The sequence below is a fragment of the Bacillus sp. FSL H8-0545 genome (assembly GCF_038006105.1).
In the GTDB taxonomy this organism is placed as follows: Bacteria; Bacillota; Bacilli; order Bacillales; family Bacillaceae_G; genus Bacillus_A; species Bacillus_A cereus_U.
Genome location: NZ_JBBOUO010000001.1, coordinates 4,330,704 through 4,348,183 on the forward strand (window position 1 = coordinate 4,330,704; position 17,480 = coordinate 4,348,183).

The following is a 17,480-nucleotide window of genomic DNA, read 5'->3' on the forward strand; positions in this document are numbered from 1 at the left end:
TCCCCATTCGTTCAATAGTTTTTAACTTGTGTTTAAGTATAACTATCGTTTCTTAATAAAAATTGAGGAGATTTCTTAAGATTTTATGAAGAAATCAAAAAACAGCTACCGCTTATAGCGATAGCTGCCCCTTTATTACTTCGCGCTCACAATCTTATAATAAGAACGAACTGTTAAGAAGTAATATCCGATATAAATAACACCGTATACTCCGATACTAATTAGGAGCGGAATCATAATTTCAAATGGTAGTATGTTCCCTAAACCTTTTAATGCAAACAAACTGTGTAGAATTCCGATTACTAACGGAATCGCAAAGATAAAGCTTACTTGTTTTGCGATAGCTTTTTTCATTTCTTGTTTCGTTACCCCGACTTTACGAAGTACAACATAACGCTCACGATCAGCATTTGCTTCTGTTAATTGTTTAAAGTAAATAATAGAACCTGTTGCTAGTAAGAATACAAGTCCTAAGAACATTCCGATGAACATCATTAGTCCAGTTCCTTCAAGCCCCATTTGGAAACCAGTGTAGAAATCTCTAAATGATGGTACCATTTCTGATTCACCAGCTGGCATCACTTTTGTTAGTTTTTCTGTTAATACTTTACTGTTTCTTTCATCTTTTACATCAATATTTTTTACAACACGTGTTCCAAATGCTTGCTTCGCTTGTTCATATGTTTCATCTGAAACGACAACAACTAGTTCACCTAAGTTCGTAATTGCATTATCATTTGCGCCTTGAATCGCTAATTTCTTCGTTTCATTTCCAATTTGGAATACCGCTTTATTTCCTTTATATTGAGGGCTAAACTCATGCCCTTCAATATAAGAACTATCATATATAAATGCTTCACCAGCAGCTACATTCACTGTTTCTGCATCGATTTTTTTAGCAAGTTTATTAAATTCAGATTGAGACATAAATTGATATTTCTCTGAGATACTGTAGTTCATATTAAGGATGAAATCAACTTTATCTCCTTCAAACTTTCCTTTTACAGGAACCATCTCAACTTCAAATTGATCTTTTACAGGATGATCCTCTTTCTCTTCAGCAAAAATCGCATTTACTTTCTTATCTAGTTCTGCATCTTTTTTCTCATAAGAATAGCTGTATGGCGCGAATGCTTTTGATTGTGTAAATGTGTTGTAATACATCGTAACTGATGTACCAACTGCTGTTAATGTTACCGCACTTAAAATAGAAATTGTTGCAAGTGACTTTGCATTCCCTTTAATACGATATAGTAGCTGTGATGTCGTTACCATATTCATACCGTTATAAAACGATGATTTATTATTTCTTGCACGTTTTAATACGAATACTGTAAAGAACATAAATAGTAAGTACGTACCTAATACTGTCGCAAGTAAAATATAAAGTGCAACTGCCATAAAGTCTGCATACTTAACTGCCTTCATGAACATTAATGCTAAGAAATAACCTGAACCGATTAAGAAAATTGAAATTAACGCCATAATTACAGATCCTTTTGGCATTGCTTCTCCTTCGCGTTCTGCGCGGAAAAGTTCAATTAGCTTGAATCGATAAATTAAACGATATCCTTGAAGTGATGTATACAATATAATCACAAAGAAAATAATTGCTGTATCAACAATTGCAGCCATCGGTACTTCAAAATGAACATTTAAATTTAACCCCATCATACTTACTAGTAGTTCAAGGAATAGTTTTGAAAGGACGCTACCAATCGCAATCCCAATAATTAAAGACATTAATCCCATTAACATATTTTCATAAAAGAGCATTTTACCGATCTGTCTTTTTCGAATACCTAGTAACGAATATAGCCCAACTTCTTTTTTACGCTTCCGTGTAAAGAAACCGTTCGAATATATAATGAACACCGCTACGAAGATGATTAGCATGACACTTGAAACTTGAAACGCACCGCTAATTTTTTTAGAACCTTCCGCAGCTTTTTCCATTTGCGAATTATATTGTAGTGCTTTAAATGTAAAGTAAATTACAATACTAAAAATCATAGATGCAAAATATACAAAGTAGTCTTTAAAGTTCCGCTGTATGTTGCGGAGGGCAATGCTAGATAAGGTCATCAGCCATACCTCCAGAAATGGAAGACATTACGTCAACGACTTTTTGGAAGAACTGTTTACGTGTTGATTCACCGCGGTGCAATTCTTTATATAACTCACCATCTTTAATGAAAATAACTCGTTTACAATAACTCGCCGCAAATGCATCATGCGTTACCATTAAAATTGTAGAGTTATCATATTCATTTAACGACTTCATACTTTCTAATAAATCTGTCGCTGATTTAGAATCAAGTGCTCCAGTCGGCTCGTCCCCAAATATCATACTAGGACTTGTAACGATCGCACGCGATGCTGCGCAGCGCTGCTTCTGCCCACCAGATACTTGATATGGGAACTGACTTAAAATATGATCAATACCGAATTTCTTTGAGATTTCAAGAACGCGGCGATCAATCTCATTCGCTTTCACCTTCGATAACGCAAGAGGTAACGCAATGTTTTCTTTTACCGTTAACGTATCTAATAAGTTATAATCTTGGAAGATGAAACCTAAATGATCACGGCGGAACAACGCCAGCTTATCATCATTCATCTTCACGATATCTTTTCCATCAATTAAAATCTCACCGTCCGTCGCATTATCAATTGTAGAAAGGACATTTAAAAGAGTCGTCTTACCAGAACCAGAAGGTCCCATAATTCCAACGAACTCACCTTCTTTTACTTGTAAGTTAATGCCTTTTAAAGCTGCAAATTTATTCCCACCTGTGTCATATACTTTTTCAATATTTTTTGCTTCTAACACTGTTTTCATCTCGACATCCCTCATTTCTTCTATTCTCTATTTTCAACTATATACACTCTCTACTCTTGCCACTATCGATGTTTCTTACACAAACATGACAGTTATGTAAGGCACATAAGCGGAGAAATCAAAATTTAACCTAATGAGCTAAAGTACTTTGTTACTATAACATTGGGATATCATGCCATCCATTCATTCTCCTTACAGGAACATTACAATTTTGTAAGGTTAAAAATGCACCCTACAAAGCTGTGCACGAAATGTCGGATGGAGCTATTTTGTTCCTGATATTCTATTTATAGAGGAGGTCATATAATGGATTCACTTAAAAATATGAATGCGGCAATGCAGTATATTGAAGACAACCTTACACACGAAATTGATTTTAAAGAAGTCGCAAAAATAGCTTTCTGCTCCGAATATCATTTCAAAAGAATGTTTTCTTTTTTAGCTGGCATATCACTATCAGAATATATTCGCTGTAGACGTCTTACGCTTGCTGCCTTTGAACTAAAAGATAGCAATGCAAAAGTCATTGATGTCGCTATAAAATATGGCTACAACTCACCAGATTCTTTTACACGTGCATTTCAAAACTTGCACGGAATAACACCTTCAGAAGCTCGAAGTACAATTCGTTCTTTGAAAGCTTATTCACCAATGACCTTCCAACTATCCATTCAAGGAGGAAATGAAATGAACTATCGAATTGAAGAAAAAGAGCCATTTCAAATCATTGGTATACAAAAACGAGTACCGATTGTTTTTAACGGTGTAAACGAAGAAATTGCTTCTATGTGGAAAAGTTTAGACAGCCAATCAATCGAAACATTAAAGTCCCTTTCAAATATTGAACCTACAGGAATTATTAGTGCTTCTACGAATTTTTCTGAAGGAAGAATGGAGGAAAAAGGAGAACTCGATCACTATATTGGAGTAACTACGACAAAAGATTGTCCAAAGCAATTCAAACAACTTGAAGTCGCTGCTTCAACATGGGCTATATTTGAAGCTGTCGGTCCATTTCCTGATGCATTGCAAAATGTATGGGGGCGTATTTATTCTGAATGGTTCCCTTCTTCAAACTATGAATTAGCAGAAGGACCGGAAATACTGTGGAATGAAAGTAAAGACGTATCCTCGCCGAATTTCAGAAGCGAGATATGGGTACCTGTTTTTAAAAAATAATATAAAGGCCTAAACTTTTTCAAAACAAAAGCTGCTCTTCCTCTTTAAAGGAAAAGCAGCTTTTTATTTTATACTTCTTCTCGATTCGTTCTTATACAAGAAAATAGTAATAATCGCAAGCACTATAATAACTACAAAAGTAAATACTCTGTAGTTCGAGATCGTAGCAGTACCGATTAAAAAGGCAGGTATAACAGCCGTAATTAAACCACCAAACATACCAACAAACGATCCTACACTTTGTTTTACTATTTGAGTTTCTGATACCCAATCATAATAACCAAATCGATTATTAATAAAAATTCCCCATACTGCCGAAAAGAATGAATATGTTATCGGTGTTATGACGATTAGAAGAGAACTCCAAACATCTAGTTTTAACCCTATTATCAGTAATACGGCACTGATAAGTGATGCAGGTATACTTAATGAAAGATTCATAAGAATTTTACTGTCATAAATTATCTTTGGCGCTATAGGCAATGACTTAATAATCCATACATTTTTTCCTTCTAAAGACAATGACACACATGTTGTACACGTCATCGAAATCGCTGCTGCAATAGCAAATGGAGCAATCTTTTGCAACAGGGGCTCAATTCCTGGATACGCTATTAATTGACTTGGTCCTACTACAACTATAGCTAGCGCGAAAGCTAGCGCCATCATAACTCCCATTCCACTGTTTATCACATACACTGTAGAAGAAAAGAAACGCTTTAGTTCTTTTTTATACAACGCGACCAATACACTTTCTTTTCTCATGCTATGAATCTCATAATTTGAAAGCATATGATAAGTGGTAATCCCTGTGTTTATTTGCTTATATTTTAGCGAAAGTATTTTTACAAAAAGATAATACCAAATAACCGATATCCCAACGAATAGGATGAAAGCTACAAGATCAGCATGAACAATTGCTTTTTGAAACATGTTAGCTAATGGATACACTTTAGTTAGTTGCTCTGAAACAATTGCCCCAATCCCATTCATATCATTAAGGCTATATTGAGCATTTCCGCTTTTTAGCATAAAGAAACCGAATGTAATAATTACTATAAAACTTAAAATCGTAGTTATTTTATTCGTATTTTTAAATTTAGAAGCGATTGCCGTAATCGCAGCTCCAAAGATCGCTGCTATTGTTGTTGGAATTAAAGATGCTATAAACATACTGATAAACCACATAAAGTAAAAAGAAACTGATGGCCTCTCATGTATGCCATAAACAACTCCCATTGGTAGCATGATTATGATTGAAAAGAGTGTATTCAGCAAATATAAATACAAAAACCTACTTGTAATAACAGTACTTACACGAATCGGTAATGACATTAAAAGATCGTAGTCCTTAAAAGCAAAAATCTCTCCATTTGCCTTAAATATAGTGAAAAACAACGTCAATACACTGCTAATAACTAGTGCATAAACTGGGATAATTTCACTTATTCCTAGTTTCACCAACCCATATGCTGAGGCTCCGCAATATAGCATTAACATGACACCAACTAAGGCAATAGATGCTGACAGTAAAATCTTATTCTGCTTCTTTTTCTTATCTTTTTCGTATTTAAAAGTATTTAAACCGAGCTGCGTTATCAACCGGATTTTCAAAAGACCTAGACTATTAGTATTCATTAGCAAGCTCCTTCATAAAGAGCTCTTCCAATGATCCTTCCTTTATTAAAGAATTCACTTCCCCTGAAAGTGCTAATTTCCCTCTATTAATCATCGCTATTTTATTACATAACTTCTCCGCCACATCTAAAACATGTGTAGAAAAGAAAATCGCACTTCCCTTTTCACAAAGCTCCTTCATAATACCTTTCAATACTACGGCTGCCTTTGGATCAAGACCAACGAAAGGTTCATCTAAAACTAATAATTTCGGTTTATGCAAAACCGCTGATATAATCGCCACTTTTTGTTTCATACCATGTGAATAAGAAGATATTAAGTCTCCCAAGTAAGGTGTAATCTCAAAAGCATCCCCATACTTCTGTATCTCCTTTTCCCGATCTTTTGCAGACACCTTAAAAACATCCGCAACAAAGTTCAAATATTGAATTCCTGTTAATTGCTCATATAAATCTGGATTATCAGGAATGTACGCCATTACTTTCTTACATGCAATCGGATCCTTTTTTACTGAATGGCCATCAACAAAAATTTCACCCTCTTCAAAATCTATAACTCCTACTAACGACTTAATCGTTGTACTCTTCCCCGCACCGTTATGCCCAATAAATCCAAAGATATCTCCTGCTTGAACAGTAATATTTAACTGATCTACTGCTTTCTTGCCACCTTTGTATGTCTTGCTAAAATTTATAATTTCTAACATGTGATTTCCCCCAAACTATCCCTTGGATTAAAAACGAAATATTCAGACTGAAAAGCCTTTAATTTTACTCAGTAAGTTTTTTATCCTCACTGAGTATTAGAACCTGTTAACACATAAAAACTATAAATATTAAATTTGATTAGTGTAGTTCAATCGCTTATTGCTCACAATTGCATTTCTTTTTTATAAATAACATATGACTTTATCGTTGATATGAAGATGCATACTAATATTATTCCAATTGCCATAAAAATATTGAATGGATCTGGAAGTAACGCACCAGCATATATACAGAGTGCCCCTATTACAAATACCTTCGAAGCAAATCGATGTGTTTTTCTCCAAACCACAGGATTTTCTAATGTCCAGTCCATTCGAATGCCTACTAAACCGTTCGGCTTCGTTTGTTGCATGTAATTACCGAGTACAAGAAACAGTGTTCCAAGTCCGAAATTAAATGCAATTGAAGCTGAAGCAATATAATTAGACGCTGCTAATAACGCAAATATGTTACAGCCGAATCCTATAAAAAGAATGGCATAGTTAATTGCAGTGAGGACTTTAGCTTGCTGTTTATACTTGCCTTTCGTTATATCAACATACCCAATAACTAGCCACATCATATAAAGAACCAACATACTACCTATCGAAAAAGAACTTGCCTCCACTTTAGAAAAATATCCATCTACTATTCCTGCAGCATTATAATGACGTGGAATTTGTTCCGGTAAATATGGCCATACAATATACCATCCAATTGCAATTGCAATAATTAAACTCCATGGTAATACGTGTCTTTTCATCCTCTCTCCCCCATAATTTTTTTATTAAGCCCCTATCTCTTTCTTATAAACAACATAGGAATAAACCATTGTACCAACAACCAATACAACAACAACACTTAACAAGCAAATCATTTTCCACATTCCTGGAAGGAACGAGGAAAATATAATTACAATACCGCCAATCATCATAATCTTTGACCCCAGCCTATGCGTTTTTCTCCACACTTCTTCACTACTTAGCGTCCACGGTGTTTTAATACCTATGAAGAAATTTGGTTTACATTGCTGCATATAATTGCCGAGTACTACAAAAAGGATACCGACCATTATGTTCACAACGATTCCAATTGGAACGTTATATCCTAAACCATTTGCTAGTGTCATCATATTAATAGTAAATAAGAAAAATAAAATTGCTCCATTTATCCTTCCAAGTGCTTTAGGAAATTTTTTATAGTTATCGTACTTCGGATCGATCTTAGGTAATACAGTCACTAATGCATATATAAAAACCATAATTGCTACATCAAAAATCAGCATTCCCATTTTTGACATATGTCCATCTACCTCACCATTAATATTCCAATGACTTGGAACTTCTCCCGGTAAATAAGGCCACGCGATGCACCATGCAATAATCGTTAAAGCAATTAATAATAATGGAAATAGATGCTTCCTCATTTCCCCTCTTCCCCCTTATTCGTAAACGTAAACACCCAAGTCAATAAATCCTGAAATACAGTTGTGTTCAAAGAATACATAACGAATTGCCCTCTTTTTTCATCTTGGATAAGTTCAGCATTTTTAAGCGCATTTAGGTGATGAGAAATACTTGGCTTTGTCATATTGAACTGTTCAGCAATTTCGCCAGCAGTTAAATCGCCTTCTTTTAATAAATCTAAAATTTTTCGCCTTGTTGGGTCTGCTAATGCTTTGAATGCTTGATTCAATGTCTTTCTTCCCTTCACTAATTAGACATTTAGATATTTATCTAAATATTAAATTAAAAACCAGTAATTGTCAATTGTATCCATAGCCTTTTTACTTTTTCCACTTTTGACCTATAAATACGCCACAGCTATGCTATATATAACAAACAGGAAACCCTATTCATTTGATTTCTTTGTTTTTACTTCGTACGGGGCAAAAAAGGCTCTGACCGCTTCTATGCATGGCTGGATCCTCTCTCTCTCCTAAAAAGATAGGTTTTATGTTATTTTTAAAATCTTTATATTTATATAGCTCTCATTTCAACATAATGAAAAGACGAGAAACACATGGTACACTATAGCTACAATTGTTTTTTTTAGGAGGAATATACATATGTATAAAATTTTAATCGTTGAAGACGATCCAAATATTTCATCATTACTACAATCTCACATTCAAAAATATGGCTATGATGCTGTTGTTGCAGAGAACTTCGATGATATTATGGAATCGTTTAACGCCGTGAAACCACATCTTGTTTTACTTGATGTAAACTTACCGAAATTCGATGGTTTCTACTGGTGCCGTCAAATCCGTCATGAATCTACTTGTCCAATTATTTTCATTTCAGCTCGTGCTGGTGAAATGGAACAAATTATGGCGATTGAAAGTGGCGCGGATGATTACATTACGAAACCGTTCCACTATGACGTTGTAATGGCAAAAATTAAAGGTCAATTACGCCGTATTTATGGTGATTATGCACCAAATATTTCTGAACGTATCGTTGAAGTAGAAGGTTTAAAACTATTCCCTGAACGTCCAGAAATTCATTTCGGATCTGAGCAAGTTCTTTTAACAAAGAAAGAAGCTATTTTAGCAGAAATGCTATTATCTAAATTCCCTCGTACAGCAAGCCGTGAAGATTTATTAGCTGCCCTTTGGGATGATGAGAGCTTCGTTGAAGAAAATACATTAAACGTAAACATTACGCGTCTTCGTAAAAAGTTTAATGAGCTTGGCATTGAGAACTCTATTGAAACAGTACGTGGACTTGGATATCGTTTTAACACAACTTGGAGTGAATAAGCATGAAGCTATTTTTACGTGATCATTTTGCATTTTTTCTACTATATGTATTAAACTTCGGAATCATTTTCGTTCTCTATGATGCAGTAGATGGATTTCAAAATAATAAGTTTTACTTCATCGTTTTAAGCTTATATTTATTCATCTGTTTCCTCGCTTATCGTTACGTTCGTAATCGTAGAATGTACCACAGATTAAGTGAACCACCAGAGAAAATGGAAGATGCGTTTATTGAAAGAGCGACTGCTCCTATGCCCCACGGTGTAAACGAGCTCGTTCGTACGCAATATCGTCTATTCCAAAAAGACCTACAAACATTTGAAGTAAAACAGCAAGAACACCAATTATTTATTAACCACTGGGTACATCAAATGAAAACGCCCGTTTCTGTTATGCAACTTATGGTGCTTGAAATGGAAGATGAACATTTAATCCCGCAATTTAAAAAAGAATTAGAGCGACTAAATCAAGGACTCGATATGGCTTTATACATGGCAAGGTTAAACAACTTCCATGAAGACTTCCATGTTGAGACCGTTTCATTAAAAGATGCTGTAACAAAAAATATTAACGGATTAAAAGAACTATTCATTCGAAACGGGGTCTTCCCTGTTTTAGAAGTTCATTCAGATTTAAAAGTTGCTTCTGATGCGAAATGGCTAAAGTTCATCATTTATCAGTTAATGACAAATGCTGTTCGTTATTCTGGTGAACGCGGAAAGAAAGTTTTCTTATCAGCTTATCGAAATGGAAAAGATATCATTTTGGAAGTTCGTGATGAGGGCGTTGGTATTCCGCAAGAAGATGTTCGAAGAGTATTTGAACCATTTTACACTGGGAAAAATGGTCGTACATTCGGAGAATCTACTGGTATGGGACTTTATATCGTAAGTAAAATTTGTGATTATTTAGGTCATTCTGTAAAACTAGACTCTGAAGTTGGTAAAGGAACGACGATTAAAATCATCTTCCACAACGCTGCAAACAATCAAGCAGAAAATACGGAGAAGGTGACCAAAGCATGATTGGAACATATGCTAGCAAAATGTATGAGAATATACTCTCATACATTTTTTGCAATAAAACTGCATATTGGCCTTCTAACGGGAGGTACATATTATGACATTTTGGCAATTTGCATTTAAAAATGTAACGCGCAACTCAAGAGCTTATTTTGCCTATTTTTTAAGCAGTTCCTTTTCCATTGCTGTTTTCTTTTCGTTTGCTGTTTATTTATTTCATCCGAAATTACAAAATTTCAGTATGATCTCTGAAATTTCAGGATTAATGATTTTTTCAGAAGTTGTCATTGTACTGTTCTCTTTCTTCTTTTTACTATATTCAATCGGATCGTTTTTAAAAGTTCGTAAAAAACAATTTGGTATTTTAAGCGTTTTAGGTATATCGAAAAAGCAATTACATCGTCTCGTTTTTACGGAAAATATGTTAATTGGTATTTTATCTATCTTTTTTGGTATGCAGTTTGGGTTTGTCTTTTCGCAATTTTTCTTATTAGTGACGGCGAAAATTACGCACGTCCCAGGGATATATTTATATATACCTACGAATGCTTTCATTTTAACAACGATTGTGTTTCTTGGTCTCTTTATCGCTGTATCTGCATTCACACCAATGCTTATTCGAACAAAAAAAGCATTGCACCTTTTAAAAACAAACAATGTAAAACAAAAAGAAAGAAAACCATCCATATTAATTTCTCTATTTGGTGCTATCTGTTTATTAGGTGGTTATATTTTAGCTGTAAATCCTAAATATTTCTTCTCAGTAAACCCGCAAGTAGGCGTTATATATATGGTTTCAAGTATTTTTGTGATTCCAGCACTTGTTACAATTGGGACATATTTTTTCTTTTCTCAAATTAGTTTCTTACTTATTTATATTTTAAAGAAAAGAAGAAGTTTTTATATGAAACGGATTAATATGCTTTGGATTTCTGATTTAGCAAGTCGTATTCGAACAAATATTAATATGCTTTTTATTGTAGCGATGCTATCTACAGTAGCCTTCACAATGATTACATTTCTATATGGCTTTGGAAAGTTTACAAAGCTAGATGTTACGAGAAGTTCACCTTTTCCATTTTCTTATTTTTCATATGACGCAAATCCTTTTGCTAACAAGCATTTAACTTGGCTTGAACAGCAGTTACAAAAAGAAAATTTCTCTTATAAAAAGATAGAAGCTGATTTATATGAAACACCACTGAAAGAAGATGCAGGTATAACGACTTACAATGACGTCTATGCAATGAAACAAAGTGACTATAATAAACTTGCAGCTTCCCTGCGAATGAAACAACTATTCATGAGCGATAACGAAGCATATGTCTTAAGCGGCAGCGCTTATTTCACCTTATTCAGCCAATTTGATCCAAGCTTCAATAGAAAATCCATTACACTTTCTAGCACAAATACGATATTACAAGTAAAGGGCTATGAACAAGCAGGGGCCATTCCATCTAACTTTTCATATCAAACTTTAATTTTACCTGATGTTGTTGTAAACAACTTACCAAGTACAACAAAGCATGTATCAGCGTACAATTATAACGTACAAAACTGGGAAAAGACGTATGAAATTGCTAATGATTTTATGAAAAAAATACAAAAAGATCGACAGGAATTCCAATACGAAGGCCCCCTTATACGCTCCTATGAATCAGCAGACTCATTATATAGAATCACATCAGGAAGTGCTGCATACTTCCTAATCGGGACATTCTTAGGTGTCATTTTCTTTATTGGAGCAGGCAGCGTTCTTTACTTCAGAATGTATACAGATTTAACAAACGAACAAGAAAAATATGTAGCAATTTCAAAAATTGGTGTAACAAATGCAGAGATGAAACGATCTGCAACCATTCAACTTAGCATTTTATTTTTCGTTCCATATGTTATGGCATCCATTCATACAATGTTCGCAACAAAAATGCTTCAAGATGTAATTGATTTATCACTATTCAAAGAAATTTCAGCCGTTCTTATTATTTTTGGCATAGTTGAAATCGTCTTTTTCTTATTCATTCGTTCCTTTTACATGCAAAAGTTATCAGAGTATACGAATGGTTAAGTTTTATGAATATATTAGTACAGGAAAAGGGTATCTCTTATATCCTTTTCCTCTTCACTCTATTAGGAGGTTCAGGTGAATGACATTTTGGCAGTTTGCCTTTAAAAACGTAACACGGAACGCCAGAGCTTATTTCGCCTATTTTGTAAGCAGTGCGTTTTCCATTGCTATTTTTTTCTCATTTGCAGTTTATTTATTTCATCCTAAATTGCATATGACAGACGTGAATTATGCTCTGAACATATTAATGACAATTTCAGAAGTTATTATTGTATTCTTTTCATTTTTCTTCTTACTATATTCGATCGGTACGTTTTTGAAAGTACGAAAAAAGCAATTTGGAATTTTAACAGTACTTGGCATATCTCAAAAGCAGTTAAAACGGCTCATATTTCTAGAAAATATGTTAATTGGTGTCCTATCCATATTTTTCGGCATTCAATTTGGCCTTGTCTTTTCACAGTTCTTTCTACTAGTTACTGCCAAAATTACACATGTACCTGGTCTATATTTATATTGGCCGACAAGTGCTATTATTTTAACAATAATAATCTTTTTCGGACTCTTTATTCTCGTATCTTCCTTTACACCGATGCTGATTCGTACGAGAAAAGCTGTACGACTTTTGCAAGAAGGTGAAAAACAAAAAGAAAGAAAAGCATCTGTACTCATTTCTCTCTTTGGCGCGACATGTTTACTATCTGGATATGTATTAGCAGCAAACCCGCTATATTTTATGTCACTAGGAGATATTGCTGGAGTTTTGTACGCCGCCACCAGTATATTTGTCATTCCATCACTTGCTGCAGCTGGGACATATTTTTTCTTTTCACAAATTAGCTTCTTACTCATTCGTATATTAAAAGCGAGAAGAAAGTTTTATATGAAACGTATTAATATGCTTTGGATTTCTGATTTAGCAACCCGTATCCGGACGAATATTAACATGCTCTTTATTGTGACGATGTTATCAACGCTCGCTTTCACAATGATTACATTCTTATATGGGTTTGGGAAATTCACAAAGTTTGATGAAATAAGGCAAAACCCTTTCCCTTTTACTTATTTATCACATACCGAAAATACGTTAGCTGATGAACATTTAAATTGGTTAGAACAAAAATTTAACGAAGAGCAGTTTACTTATAAGAAATTTAAAACAGATATATATGAAGTATCTTCGGCGGAAGAAAGCCCGCAGCTCTATTATGCAATTAAACAAAGTGACTACAACATACTGGCTAATGCATTAAGCTGGGAACATCTCAACGTAAAAAATAATGAATCTTATATCCTTATTAAAGATTTAGACAGTCAAGTTATTGGAACCATTCATGATCAAAAAGCAAAAAATACTCTTACTCTGAACCAAAATTCTTTACAGTTACAAATAAAAGAATATAAAAGTTATAACCCGTTCCCAAATAGCTTAATATCACAGTTACTCGTATTATCTGATGAAAATGTAGAAGCATTATCAAACGTTTCAAAACAGATGAGTGTATATAGTTTCAAAGTGAACGATTGGGAAAAAGCACATGACATTGGTTCAGCATTTACAACAAAAATTAATAAAGATGATGAAGCTATCCAAGCAGAACACCCACCGTTCCATGCAAGTGAAGCGAGCGATTCTCTATACAAAACAAAACTAAATGTCGCTTCGTTCTTCTTAATCGGTACTTTCCTAGGTGTCATTTTCTTTATCGGTGCTGGCAGTGTTCTTTACTTCCGAATGTATACAGATTTAACAACTGAGCAAGAAAAGTATATAACGATTACGAAAATCGGCTTAACAGAAGCCGAGATGAAGCGTTCAGCGACAATTCAACTTGCTATCTTATTCTTTGTTCCATACATTATGGCATCGATCCATACGATGTTTGCGACAAAGATGTTGCAAGAAATATTAAATCTCTCATTATTCGCTGAGATTACAGTTGTACTTGTAATCTTTGGAACGGTTGAAATTCTCTTTTTCCTTTTAATTCGTTCCTTTTATATGCAAAAATTATCACAACATATTAAGTTTTAAAAATAGAAAGGTGATTATTATGGAAGAAGTATTACACATAAAAAACGTCTCAAAAGTGTATGAAGGAAAAGTCCCTCATACTGCTTTAAAAAATATAAATTTACACGTAGATAAAGGTGAATTCGTTGCAATTATGGGGCCGTCTGGAAGCGGAAAATCTACATTTTTAAACGTTATCTCTACAATTGATTCACCTACTTCTGGTGAAGTCATTATTAATGGAAAACAACCGCACACGTTCCGCAGAGAGAAGCTTGCTATTTTCCGTCGCCAAGAGTTAGGATTTGTTTTCCAAAACTTTAACCTATTAGATACACTAACAATCGGTGAAAATATCGTGCTGCCTTTAACGTTAGATAATGTCCCTTTGAAAGAAATGGACGAGAAGCTCGATAACATTTCAACAAAACTTGGAATTGATCATATTTTGGACAAGCGTATTTTTGAAGTTTCTGGAGGACAAGCACAACGTACCGCAGTAGCACGTGCTGTTATTCATCACCCATCACTTCTACTTGCGGATGAACCGACAGGAAACTTAGATTCGAAAGCGGCAATTGATGTAATGGAATTATTTACGAAATTAAATAAAGAAGAAGATGCAACAATTTTAATGGTTACTCACGATCCGTTTGCAGCAAGTTATTGTAACCGAGTTATTTTCATTAAAGATGGTGGGCTTTACAACGAATTACACCGCGGATTATATCGCGAGAAGTTTTATCAAGAAATATTAGATGTTTTAGCATTATTAGGAGGAAGACGTGGATGACATTTTGGCAATTCGCATTTAAAAATGTCTCTCGTAATTCTAAAGCATATTTCGCTTACTTTGTAAGTAGTGCATTTTCTATCATGGTTTTCTTTTCCTTTACTGTATACGCGTATCATCCGCGGTTACAAATTATAAATAAATTGCATGAACAAGATCCGCTCATGAACTTAGCTGGCATGGCACAGTTTATTATCGTTTTGTTCTCGTTCTTCTTTCTCTTATATTCTATCGGGACGTTTTTAAATGTACGAAAACAACAATTTGGTGTTTTAACTGTTCTCGGTATATCTCAAAAACAGTTAAAACGTCTTTTGTTTACTGAAAATATGATAATTGGAATGCTCGCTATCTTTGCAGGTATTCAAGGCGGCCTTGTGTTTTCTAACTTTTTCTTACTCGTTACCTCTAAATTAACAAGTGCAAAAGGCCTCTATTTATATTGGCCAACACAAGCAATTATCGTTACAACAGTAACTTTTATTATTTTATTTTTCATCGTTTCTACATTTACACCGATGTTCATTCGTACTCGTAAAACAACTCGATTAATTAAAAATAATAAAAATGAAAAAAACGAAAAAAGACCGTCTATACTCATTTCATTATTTGCCTTAATGTGTTTAGGGCTATGCTATTGTATTGCCGGTTACCCGCAAAGCTATATAACAGAAAAAAATTTACAAAACGGCTCTGTATACCTTATTATTTTATCTATTTTACCGCTCGTAGTAGTCGGAACATATTTATTCTTTTCACAAACATTTCTCCTCTTTATCTTTATCTTAAAAAAGCGGAGAAAGTTTTATATGAAACAAATAAACATGTTATGGATTTCAGATTTAGCTAGTCGTACTCGTAGTAATATTAATGTGCTCTTTATCGTTTCTATGTTATCAGCACTTGCATTTACAATTATTATTGGATTATTTGCCGCTAATAATAATACGAAAGCATCGATATTAGAACGATATCCTTTCCCCTTCACATATATGTCCAAAGATGGAAATTCATTTGAACAAAAACACATTGCTACAATTGAAACGGAGCTTACAAATGCAAATTTTCAATATAACAAATATAAGTTTACAGTATTAAAAGATACAGCTTTAAAAGAAGACATTGCTCTTATGAAAATGAGTGACTATAACACACTTGCAAAACAATTAAAAAGACCGGAAATAACTCTTGATTCTACACAAGTTTATATTATTTCTCGGTACTCGCCAGAGCTCTTAAATCTTGTATCAAATCCATTTGCAAAACAAAATACAATTACAATTGGATCTAATAAAAAGGAATTTCATATTAAAGGATTTATTAATAAAGGGATCGAACCAGCCTTTCTTTTCCCACATATAATTGTTGTACAAGATTATGTATTTGATAATATGATTCCTCATATTGAAACGACCATAGTTTATAACTACTTCGTTGAGAACTGGGAAGATTCAATTGTTCCGACGAAAAATATGTTAAAACATATTAGGAATGATACGGATAGCTTCTATGAGGCATATAAAGATACAGAATTGGCTCCTAACACCCCATTTGATATTTATACAGCTGCTGATGATCTAAACTACAGTAAAGGAAATTCAATTGCTACTTTCTTTATTTGGACATTTCTCGGCTTTATTTTCTTTATCGGGGCAGCCAGTGTTTTATACTTCCGTATGTATAACGACTTAACGACTGAAAAACAAAAGTACATTACGATTACAAAACTCGGCTTAACAGAATCAGAAATGTTTCGTTCTGCAACAATTCAATTAGGAATTTTATTTTTCATTCCTTATATAGTTGCTGGTATTCATACAATATTTGCGATTAAGTTTTTACAAAGCATGTTTTCTTTCTCTTTATTAAAAGAATTAATCATTATACTTACGTTATTCGGGATTATCGAGATTATTTTCTTCTTCTTAATCCGCTCCCTGTACATTAATAAATTATCACAGCATATAAAAATATGAATAAAATAGCCTTGTGCAATATGCACAAGGCTATTTTCAATAGTTTTTAATAATTAGCAGTATCCACCATAGCCGCCGCCATAGCCACCATAACCGCCGTAACCACAACCACCGCCGCCTCCGCCGAAGCAGCTAGCACCGATAATGATTAATAAAATAAACAATACGATTAGAAGCGCAAAACCGCCGCCGCAGCCACGTCTACGGTCGCAATCATCATGTCTGCGGTTACAATCATCATGTCTGTGTTCACACTTTTCGCTCATTACTCTATTCCTCCTTTAGTATCATTCATAACAAGTTCAACTTGCTCTAAATGAGGGGATTCCATTTATATTATGTTTTCAGGGCAAATAGGAAGCTTGGCCTACCTAAAAACGGGCTTGTTTCATGAAAAGAGCCCCAACACAAAAAGAGGATACCTTTAAATAGGCACCC

Annotated in this window: 15 protein-coding genes; 7 read left to right on the forward strand and 8 right to left on the reverse strand. The window is 34.1% G+C overall.

Features of this window, described 5'->3' with window-relative positions:
* Positions 1 to 135: 135 nt before the first annotated feature.
* Entirely contained in the window at positions 136 to 2,085 is a 1,950-nt protein-coding gene (locus tag MHI07_RS22730) for an ABC transporter permease (RefSeq protein ID WP_340826483.1), read from the reverse strand.
* On the reverse strand, positions 2,072 to 2,842 hold the full coding sequence (locus MHI07_RS22735) for an ABC transporter ATP-binding protein (RefSeq protein ID WP_002067765.1): 771 nt from the start codon (positions 2,840 to 2,842) through the stop codon (positions 2,072 to 2,074). The genes MHI07_RS22730 and MHI07_RS22735 overlap by 14 nt, the downstream gene beginning before the upstream one ends.
* 306 nt (positions 2,843 to 3,148) lie before the next feature.
* Here MHI07_RS22735 and MHI07_RS22740 point away from each other — a divergent pair, with 306 nt between their 5' ends.
* Positions 3,149 to 4,021 carry an AraC family transcriptional regulator gene (locus tag MHI07_RS22740; protein WP_340826485.1) on the forward strand — a complete coding sequence of 291 codons (873 nt, stop codon included), beginning with the start codon at positions 3,149 to 3,151 and terminating at the stop codon, positions 4,019 to 4,021.
* 63 nt (positions 4,022 to 4,084) lie between these two features.
* Here the strand turns inward: MHI07_RS22740 and MHI07_RS22745 are convergent, their stop codons facing one another.
* From MHI07_RS22745 to MHI07_RS22765, 5 genes are all read right to left on the reverse strand, one after another.
* On the reverse strand, positions 4,085 to 5,659 hold the full coding sequence (locus MHI07_RS22745) for a putative ABC transporter permease subunit (protein WP_340826487.1): 1,575 nt from the start codon (positions 5,657 to 5,659) through the stop codon (positions 4,085 to 4,087).
* Entirely contained in the window at positions 5,649 to 6,365 is a 717-nt protein-coding gene (locus tag MHI07_RS22750) for an ABC transporter ATP-binding protein (RefSeq protein ID WP_016106475.1), read from the reverse strand. The genes MHI07_RS22745 and MHI07_RS22750 overlap by 11 nt, the downstream gene beginning before the upstream one ends.
* A gap of 164 nt (positions 6,366 to 6,529) precedes the next feature.
* The gene (locus MHI07_RS22755) at positions 6,530 to 7,168 is read right to left on the reverse strand and encodes an SdpI family protein (RefSeq protein ID WP_340826491.1); all 639 of its coding nucleotides are present in this window, start codon (positions 7,166 to 7,168) and stop codon (positions 6,530 to 6,532) included.
* 24 nt (positions 7,169 to 7,192) lie between these two features.
* On the reverse strand, positions 7,193 to 7,831 hold the full coding sequence (locus MHI07_RS22760; RefSeq protein WP_078180952.1) for an SdpI family protein: 639 nt from the start codon (positions 7,829 to 7,831) through the stop codon (positions 7,193 to 7,195).
* Complete coding sequence (locus tag MHI07_RS22765; RefSeq protein ID WP_002089211.1) at positions 7,828 to 8,100, reverse strand: autorepressor SdpR family transcription factor; 273 nt, start codon at positions 8,098 to 8,100, stop codon at positions 7,828 to 7,830. The genes MHI07_RS22760 and MHI07_RS22765 overlap by 4 nt, the downstream gene beginning before the upstream one ends.
* A 373-nt stretch (positions 8,101 to 8,473) precedes the next feature.
* Between MHI07_RS22765 and MHI07_RS22770 the strand changes: the two genes are divergently transcribed.
* The 6 genes from MHI07_RS22770 to MHI07_RS22795 all read left to right on the forward strand — a co-directional run bounded on the left by MHI07_RS22770 (position 8,474) and on the right by MHI07_RS22795 (position 17,042).
* Positions 8,474 to 9,169 carry a response regulator transcription factor gene (locus MHI07_RS22770; protein ID WP_002034497.1) on the forward strand — a complete coding sequence of 232 codons (696 nt, stop codon included), beginning with the start codon at positions 8,474 to 8,476 and terminating at the stop codon, positions 9,167 to 9,169.
* A gap of 2 nt (positions 9,170 to 9,171) precedes the next feature.
* Positions 9,172 to 10,194 carry a sensor histidine kinase gene (locus tag MHI07_RS22775; protein ID WP_002034498.1) on the forward strand — a complete coding sequence of 341 codons (1,023 nt, stop codon included), beginning with the start codon at positions 9,172 to 9,174 and terminating at the stop codon, positions 10,192 to 10,194.
* A 94-nt stretch (positions 10,195 to 10,288) separates the two neighbouring features.
* The gene (locus MHI07_RS22780) at positions 10,289 to 12,259 is read left to right on the forward strand and encodes an ABC transporter permease (protein WP_340826496.1); all 1,971 of its coding nucleotides are present in this window, start codon (positions 10,289 to 10,291) and stop codon (positions 12,257 to 12,259) included.
* Positions 12,260 to 12,338: 79 nt separating this feature from the next.
* Entirely contained in the window at positions 12,339 to 14,294 is a 1,956-nt protein-coding gene (locus MHI07_RS22785) for an FtsX-like permease family protein (RefSeq protein WP_078173902.1), read from the forward strand.
* A gap of 19 nt (positions 14,295 to 14,313) precedes the next feature.
* On the forward strand, positions 14,314 to 15,066 hold the full coding sequence (locus MHI07_RS22790; RefSeq protein ID WP_002112520.1) for an ABC transporter ATP-binding protein: 753 nt from the start codon (positions 14,314 to 14,316) through the stop codon (positions 15,064 to 15,066).
* Positions 15,063 to 17,042, forward strand: a complete 1,980-nt coding sequence (locus MHI07_RS22795; protein WP_002160076.1) for an FtsX-like permease family protein — start codon at positions 15,063 to 15,065, stop codon at positions 17,040 to 17,042. Before MHI07_RS22790 ends, MHI07_RS22795 begins: the two co-directional genes overlap by 4 nt.
* Positions 17,043 to 17,095: 53 nt before the next feature.
* On the opposite strand, the gene MHI07_RS22800 is transcribed toward MHI07_RS22795, so the two are convergent.
* Positions 17,096 to 17,308 (reverse strand): YjcZ family sporulation protein, encoded by a 213-nt coding sequence (locus MHI07_RS22800; RefSeq protein ID WP_002129632.1) that lies wholly within the window; start codon positions 17,306 to 17,308, stop codon positions 17,096 to 17,098.
* Between the last annotated feature and the right edge of the window lie 172 nt (positions 17,309 to 17,480).

What these genes read in the sequence shown, in the direction of transcription:
- MHI07_RS22730 (WP_340826483.1), bottom strand. Translation starts at nt 2,085, where the DNA reads ATGACCTTATCTAGCATTGCCCTCCGCAACATACAGCGGAACTTTAAA.
- MHI07_RS22735 (WP_002067765.1), bottom strand. Translation starts at nt 2,842, where the DNA reads ATGAAAACAGTGTTAGAAGCAAAAAATATTGAAAAAGTATATGACACA.
- MHI07_RS22740 (WP_340826485.1), top strand. Translation starts at nt 3,149, where the DNA reads ATGGATTCACTTAAAAATATGAATGCGGCAATGCAGTATATTGAAGAC.
- MHI07_RS22745 (WP_340826487.1), bottom strand. Translation starts at nt 5,659, where the DNA reads ATGAATACTAATAGTCTAGGTCTTTTGAAAATCCGGTTGATAACGCAG.
- MHI07_RS22750 (WP_016106475.1), bottom strand. Translation starts at nt 6,365, where the DNA reads ATGTTAGAAATTATAAATTTTAGCAAGACATACAAAGGTGGCAAGAAA.
- MHI07_RS22755 (WP_340826491.1), bottom strand. Translation starts at nt 7,168, where the DNA reads ATGAAAAGACACGTATTACCATGGAGTTTAATTATTGCAATTGCAATT.
- MHI07_RS22760 (WP_078180952.1), bottom strand. Translation starts at nt 7,831, where the DNA reads ATGAGGAAGCATCTATTTCCATTATTATTAATTGCTTTAACGATTATT.
- MHI07_RS22770 (WP_002034497.1), top strand. Translation starts at nt 8,474, where the DNA reads ATGTATAAAATTTTAATCGTTGAAGACGATCCAAATATTTCATCATTA.
- MHI07_RS22775 (WP_002034498.1), top strand. Translation starts at nt 9,172, where the DNA reads ATGAAGCTATTTTTACGTGATCATTTTGCATTTTTTCTACTATATGTA.
- MHI07_RS22780 (WP_340826496.1), top strand. Translation starts at nt 10,289, where the DNA reads ATGACATTTTGGCAATTTGCATTTAAAAATGTAACGCGCAACTCAAGA.
- MHI07_RS22785 (WP_078173902.1), top strand. Translation starts at nt 12,339, where the DNA reads ATGACATTTTGGCAGTTTGCCTTTAAAAACGTAACACGGAACGCCAGA.
- MHI07_RS22790 (WP_002112520.1), top strand. Translation starts at nt 14,314, where the DNA reads ATGGAAGAAGTATTACACATAAAAAACGTCTCAAAAGTGTATGAAGGA.
- MHI07_RS22795 (WP_002160076.1), top strand. Translation starts at nt 15,063, where the DNA reads ATGACATTTTGGCAATTCGCATTTAAAAATGTCTCTCGTAATTCTAAA.
- MHI07_RS22800 (WP_002129632.1), bottom strand. Translation starts at nt 17,308, where the DNA reads ATGAGCGAAAAGTGTGAACACAGACATGATGATTGTAACCGCAGACAT.